Consider the following 6,330-nt stretch of genomic DNA (forward strand, 5'->3'; position numbering starts at 1 on the left):
TTCCATGCCGCCAGTCTTCGGTGTAAGAATGATCTTAGCCCCATACGCGGCCATGCTTTGGCGTCGCTCTTCACTCAGATTTTCCGGCATCAGCAGAACCATCTTGTAGCCGCGCATCGCAGCCACCATCGCCAATGCAATGCCCGTATTGCCGCTGGTAGCCTCAATCAGGGTATCGCCAGGTTTGATCTGGCCACGCATTTCAGCATGCTTGATCATCGACAATGCGGGCCGGTCCTTCACCGATCCAGCTGGATTATTACCCTCCATCTTGCCTAGAATAATATTGTTCCGCTGCGCGGCATCGCTGCCGGGAATGCGCTTCAGCTGCACCAGAGGGGTGTTGCCGATTGTGTCGTCAATAGTCGAATAAGGCATAGTTTGATCAAGCGTCTCATGCAAAACGACCATTTTAATATGAGACGTTGTTACGCGTATCGAAGCACAGAAATACAGGCGAAAAATCGGCTACAGGTATTTAATCGCCACGGCAAATAAAAAGCCTCGCGACGTGTCGCGAGGCTTCACACAAATGCACAATACTTCTGGCTGAGGTGGCCGGCATGCCGACAATAACTTAGCGTGCGTTAGCCGTTGGCTTGGATGGGGAGGTTGCAGAAAGCGCGCCGGTCTTTGGATTGTTTTTTTATCGCTCTTCATCTCGGTCTTCATGTCGCTCTTTACATTACTCTTTGGACTATTTTTTTTTATTACTTTCAGCAACGCCTTTCGGCTTGCCGTTAAGTATCAAGCCAGACTGCGACATCCGGGAGGCACTTTTTTCGCCAACTCCCGGGACCCGGCTTTCAAAGTCGGCCCAACTCTTGAAATTGCCGCCCTTACTGCGCTCATCGATAATGCGCTTGGCTTTGGTCGGGCCAATTCCCTTGATATCGGTCAGCGCGGCGAGATCACCCTTGTTGACATCAACCGTGGCAAACGCCAGGCCCGAAGTTGCCATCAATACGCAAAACACCAGCCGTAATCTTGTAAGCATGTGGAACTTCTCCCGTTGATATGATGACGATGAATTATAGTCATCAAGACAGGTTAAATTGCCATTTACACCACAAACCAGAATCTACTTAGCCCAACAACTCTTCCCGGCTGACCGTCGCGGTGCCCAACTTACCGACAACGATGCCGCCGGCTCGGTTAGCCAAAGCGACTGCATCGGCAATCGGCAACCCTGCGCCAAGCATTATCGCCAACGTCGCAATCACTGTGTCTCCGGCACCAGATACGTCATACACCTCGCGCGCCATCGCCGGGAAATGCGTGACATCCTGCGCCGTATATAAGCTCATGCCCTCTTCTGAACGGGTTAACAACAATGCTTCCAGATGCAACGACGCGCGCAGCTTTTGGGCCTTCTCGGTCAATTCGGCTTCACTTTTCCAACTGCCGACAATCCGCACCATCTCGGCTTTGTTCGGCGTCAGCACCGAGGCGCCGATGTAGCGCGAAAAATCATCGCCTTTCGGATCGACGAGAATGCATTTCCCAGCCTGTCTGGCGGCGGCGATCATGTGCGCAACATTCACCAAGCTGCCCTTGGCATAGTCGGACAGCACAATCACCTGATATTCAGAGAGTAATGCATTAAAGCGTGTCAGTTTGTCGCGCAACACGGCGTCGCTCGGCGCTTCTTCGAAGTCGATGCGCAGCAATTGCTGCTGACGACCAATCACGCGCAACTTGATGATGGTGGGGATCGCAGCATCTCTGGTGAGGAAGCTGTTGACGCCCATTTCCGCCAGCAGGCTATCTACGGTGTCGCCCGCCTCATCTTTGCCCACCACTCCGAGCAGGCCCGCTACGCCGCCCAGCGTAGCGATGTTACGCGCCACGTTGGCAGCTCCGCCCAGACGCTCTTCACGCTTTTCGATACGCACCACCGGCACCGGTGCTTCCGGCGAAATACAGCTGACCTCGCCGAACCAATAACGGTCCAGCATGACATCGCCGACCACCAGAATCCGTACCTGGTCGAAAGATGCGGGTATCTTGAAGGCTTGTGTATTGATTGTGCTCATTTTATTCTGCTCGTTTTGCTTACTCGCGCGCCAACACGGAACGGCCGATGCCGTAATACTCGAAACCGATGTCGCGCATTACCAGTGGCTCATACAGATTGCGGCCGTCGAAGACGATCGGCGCTTTGAGGCGAGCCTTGACCTGTTCGAAATCGGGGCTGCGGAAGGTTTTCCATTCCGTGACAATGACCAGCGCATCGGCATCCTGCAGCGCATCGCCTTGATTATCGCAAAAACGAATCCGCTGCAGCGCACCGGGCTCTTCCACAAAGTCTAGTTCCAGCACGCGTCGCGCCTCAGCCATCGCAACCGGATCGTGCACCGCCACAGTGGCTCCGCGGTCGATCAGTTCGCGCAGCAGCACGCGCGAAGACGCTTCACGCATATCATCGGTATTCGGCTTGAAAGCCAGGCCCCACAGCGCAAAGTGCTTGCCGCTCAGATCCGGGCCGAAGCGTTCGGCAATCTTTTGGCCCAGCACATGCTTCTGATGATTATTGACTTGTTCGACGGCACGCAAGATCAGCAACTCCTGCCCGTAATCACGCGCGGTACGCTCCAGCGCCTGCACGTCCTTTGGGAAGCAAGAACCGCCATAGCCGCAGCCGGCATACAAGAAGCTGTAGCCGATACGCGGGTCGGAACCGATGCCGTGTCGCACGGCCTCGATATCGGCTCCCACCTTGTCGGCCAGGTTGGCCAGTTCGTTCATGAACGAAATACGTGTGGCGAGCATGGCGTTCGCAGCATATTTGGTGAACTCGGCGGAACGCACATCCATCCAGTAAGTACGTTCGTGATTGCGGTTGAAAGGCAAGTACAACTGTTTCATCAGTGCATGCGCCTGCTGCCCTTCCGGGCTGTCGTCGCAACCGACGACAATACGGTCAGGCCGCATGAAATCTTCGACCGCAGCGCCTTCTTTCAGGAACTCCGGGTTGGAGACAACGGAAAACGGGATCGGTGCGCCGCTCATTGCACGCGCATCAAGTTCCGCCTTGATCGCCACACGGACCTTGTCAGCGGTACCGACCGGCACCGTCGATTTATCGACAATTACCTTAAAGCCTCTCATGTGTTTACCGATGTTTGCAGCGGCCGCCAACACATATGTCAGGTCGGCAGAACCATCTTCATCCGGCGGCGTACCGACTGCGATAAACTGGATCTGACCATGGGCCACGCTGGCGGCGATGTCGGTCGAAAAATGCAAGCGGCCGGCGGCCCGATTGCGGCTAACGATTTCCGCCAGGCCCGGTTCGTGAATCGGAATGCCGCCACTGTTGAGCATGGCAATCTTGCGTTGATCAAGATCCAGACAAAATACATCGTTACCCAATTCGGCCAGGCAAGCACCTGTAACCAAACCAACATAACCAGTGCCGATAATAGTAATTTTCATGTTATTCCGTGGTACCGTTTTTTCGTGCAATTCAACCGATTGTAGGTGGGCAGGAAACCTTGCCCGCCTGCCTTAAGATTAATTCATTACGTTCAATTCTTCCGTCCGACGCGGCGGATAGGTTTCCCAGCGACTGCAGCCCGGGCACTGCCAATAAAACTGGCGCGCTTTGAAACCGCAATGGCTGCATTGGTAGCGCGCCAGCTTCTGCGTGTATCCATGTACCAGATTCTTCACCACGGAAAGTTCGGAGTGCATTTCCGGCGTGATCTTCATCAGCCGAGCCTCCAGCAATTTATCCAGTCCCAGCAGGGTCGGCGTGCGTCGCAATTCGTCACTAACCAGCTGATTGGTAGCGTCAACCCCATCAAGCTCCAAGACTGCTTTGAATACCACTTCCAGCAAATCGATTGACGATGCCTCAGCCAGATAGGAGCGCAGTAGATTAACGCCTTCATGCGGCCGGCCAACGGCGCGATAGCCGTCCATCAGGCGCTGCGCCACCAGTGCCACGTGCGGCACACTTTGCTGTTCGACCCGGCGCCAGACTTGCAATGCTGCTTCGACGTCGCCTTTGGCCAAATGCACATCGCCCAGCAGCATGGTAGCGCGTACGCTGTTACGGTCGTTGCTGAGCGCTTTCTCCAGCAAGGACATGGCACCTTCGGGATGGCAGTCGACCAGTGCATCCTGCGCCAGTTCGCAATAGAACTGGGCGATTTCCTTTTGCCGTCCGCCAGCCCCCGATTGCTGCAAAGCCTGCGCCGCCTCGATGGCGCGCACCCATTCCTTTTCGCGCTGATAGATTTCCAGTAATGCGCGGCCCGCTTGAGCGCCATACTGGCTGCCAACGAGCAGATTGAAACTTTCTTCGGCGCGATCAAGCAAACCGGCCTTCAGGTAATCCTGGCCCAATTCGTACTGCGCGTGCATGCGATGTTCTTGCGCCAGATCCGGGCGCGCCAGCAGATTCTGGTGAACCCGGATCGCGCGCTCTGTTTCGCCGCGACGGCGGAACAGGTTGCCTAGTGCGAAATGCAGCTCGGCAGTTTCCGGATCGAGCTTGACGATCTCAATGAAGGCATCAATCGCCTTATCGGGTTGTTCGTTCAGCAGAAAATTCAAACCCTTGAAGTATCCTTTGGGCAAACTGCGTGATTCGGATACCAATTGATTGATATCGACACGTGCAGCGACCCAGCCTAGTCCGAAAAAGACCGGGATACCGAGTAACCACCAAATTTCAAATTCCATACGGGCTTGTGATGTGCTTTAAGCGTGACTTGAATCAGCGGAGACATGCCGACCGATCAAACTCTTGAATTTCCGTTCGCTACGGCTACCCTGCGAGTTCAATACCTGGCGGCATTATATATTTTTGATGCTGTCCGGTTGTGGTGCTTGCAATTGCGCCAGACGCTGCGCTTCTTGTTCTTTCTGCATCGTAGCCAGGGCCTTTTGGGTTTTAGAGGCGGTGCGGCGATGACGGAACACCGACGGCGCCATTGCCAGCACGCCAAGAATCGCACCAAATACGAAAAATCCGAGCAGGAACAGTACCAGTGGACCAGTCTGCGTCACACCGGGGAAGAACTGCAATGCGACATTACTTTTGTTTTGCAGCGCAAACCCGAAAAAAACGATGAACAGCAGAACCGACAAGATTCTGGAAATAATTTTCATGATACTTTTTCCGTTTGATTGAGTAAAAATTGCTTAGCTATGCTGGGCAGGCAGTGTGCAGCCTTCATTGTTATTGCCATTTTTACAAATCCATAACCACCATATAAACAATATTAACGTCAAATGGCGCGAAATTGTACGTGAAAAAAACGGCATCCGCAGATGCCGTTTCGATTTGCACTCACAACTCAGTCTTCTTGAATCGGTTGCCCGACCATCGCATCGACTCGTTCACGCAATTCCTTGCCTGGCTTAAAATGCGGCACCCGTTTTTCGGGAACCATCACCTTGTCGCCGGACTTTGGATTGCGTCCGATACGCGGCGGCCTGCGATTCAACGCAAAACTGCCAAAACCACGAATCTCGATACGTTGACCGGTTGCCAGAGCATCGGCCATTGCATCGAGTATGGTTTTGACCGCGTAATCCGCATCTTTAGCTATCAGTTGCGGATTACGCTCGGCCAAGCGGGCAATCAGCTCCGACTTTGTCATTAGCTTTACTCGCTTAGTTGTTGCTTAGTTCTTGTTGTCGAGCTTTGCCTTCAACAATGCACCCAAGCTGGTGGTGCCGGAAGCGGCATTGGAGTCCGAAGCCGAAGACAGCTTTTGCATTGCTTCCTGGGTTTCAACGTTGTCTTTCGCCTTGATCGACAGCTGGATGCTGCGAGCCTTGCGATCGATGTTGATGACCATGGTTTCGACAGTATCGCCGACCTTCAGGTGCGTACCGGCATCTTCCACGCGATCGCGGGAGATTTCGGAAGCGCGCAGGTAGCCTTCGACTTCATCCGACAACTGGATCACTGCGCCCTTAGGCTCAACCGACTTGACCGTACCGGTAACCAGTGCGCCCTTGTCGTTCATTGCAGCGAAGTTGTTGGATGGATCATCTTCCAGTTGCTTGACGCCCAGGGAAACGCGCTCACGCTCAACGTTGATTGCCAGAACGATGGCTTCCAGCTCGTCACCCTTCTTGAAGCGACGAACGGCTTCTTCGCCGGTTTCAGTCCAGGACAGATCCGACAGATGCACCAGACCGTCGATGTCACCGGCCAGGCCGATGAACACGCCGAAGTCGGTGATCGATTTGATCGCGCCCTTAACTTTGTCGCCCTTCTTGTGGGTAACAGCGAAGTCGTCCCAAGGATTAGCCTTGCATTGCTTCATGCCCAGGCTGATACGGCGGCGGCCTTCGTCGATTTCCAGA

The 6,330-nt window shown here is 54.3% G+C and carries 8 protein-coding genes; all 8 read right to left on the minus strand.

Annotated features, from left to right (window positions below):
* The coding region (locus ACIQ0R_RS10550; protein WP_395826985.1) for a pyridoxal-phosphate dependent enzyme at positions 1-378 on the minus strand (378 nt) is incomplete at its 3' end.
* A 319-nt stretch (positions 379-697) separates the two neighbouring features.
* Entirely contained in the window at positions 698-997 is a 300-nt protein-coding gene (locus ACIQ0R_RS10555) for a ComEA family DNA-binding protein (RefSeq protein WP_395826988.1), read from the minus strand.
* Positions 998-1,085: 88 nt separating this feature from the next.
* Positions 1,086-2,036 (minus strand): D-glycero-beta-D-manno-heptose-7-phosphate kinase, encoded by a 951-nt coding sequence (gene rfaE1 / locus ACIQ0R_RS10560; protein ID WP_395826991.1) that lies wholly within the window; start codon positions 2,034-2,036, stop codon positions 1,086-1,088.
* Between the two features lie 19 nt (positions 2,037-2,055).
* Complete coding sequence (locus ACIQ0R_RS10565; protein WP_395826994.1) at positions 2,056-3,438, minus strand: UDP-glucose dehydrogenase family protein; 1,383 nt, start codon at positions 3,436-3,438, stop codon at positions 2,056-2,058.
* A gap of 78 nt (positions 3,439-3,516) precedes the next feature.
* Positions 3,517-4,692: a lipopolysaccharide assembly protein LapB gene (gene lapB / locus ACIQ0R_RS10570; RefSeq protein ID WP_395826997.1), complete on the minus strand. Its 1,176-nt coding sequence runs from the start codon at positions 4,690-4,692 to the stop codon at positions 3,517-3,519.
* Positions 4,693-4,806: 114 nt separating this feature from the next.
* A complete protein-coding gene (locus ACIQ0R_RS10575; RefSeq protein ID WP_395827000.1) occupies positions 4,807-5,121 on the minus strand; it encodes a lipopolysaccharide assembly LapA domain-containing protein in 315 nt (104 codons plus the stop codon).
* Positions 5,122-5,309: 188 nt separating this feature from the next.
* The gene (locus ACIQ0R_RS10580) at positions 5,310-5,615 is read right to left on the minus strand and encodes an integration host factor subunit beta (RefSeq protein WP_395827003.1); all 306 of its coding nucleotides are present in this window, start codon (positions 5,613-5,615) and stop codon (positions 5,310-5,312) included.
* A 24-nt stretch (positions 5,616-5,639) separates the two neighbouring features.
* The coding region (locus ACIQ0R_RS10585; protein ID WP_395827006.1) for a S1 RNA-binding domain-containing protein at positions 5,640-6,330 on the minus strand (691 nt) is incomplete at its 5' end.

It is taken from the genome of Collimonas sp. (assembly GCF_044339385.1).
Taxonomy (GTDB): Bacteria; Pseudomonadota; Gammaproteobacteria; order Burkholderiales; family Burkholderiaceae_D; genus Collimonas.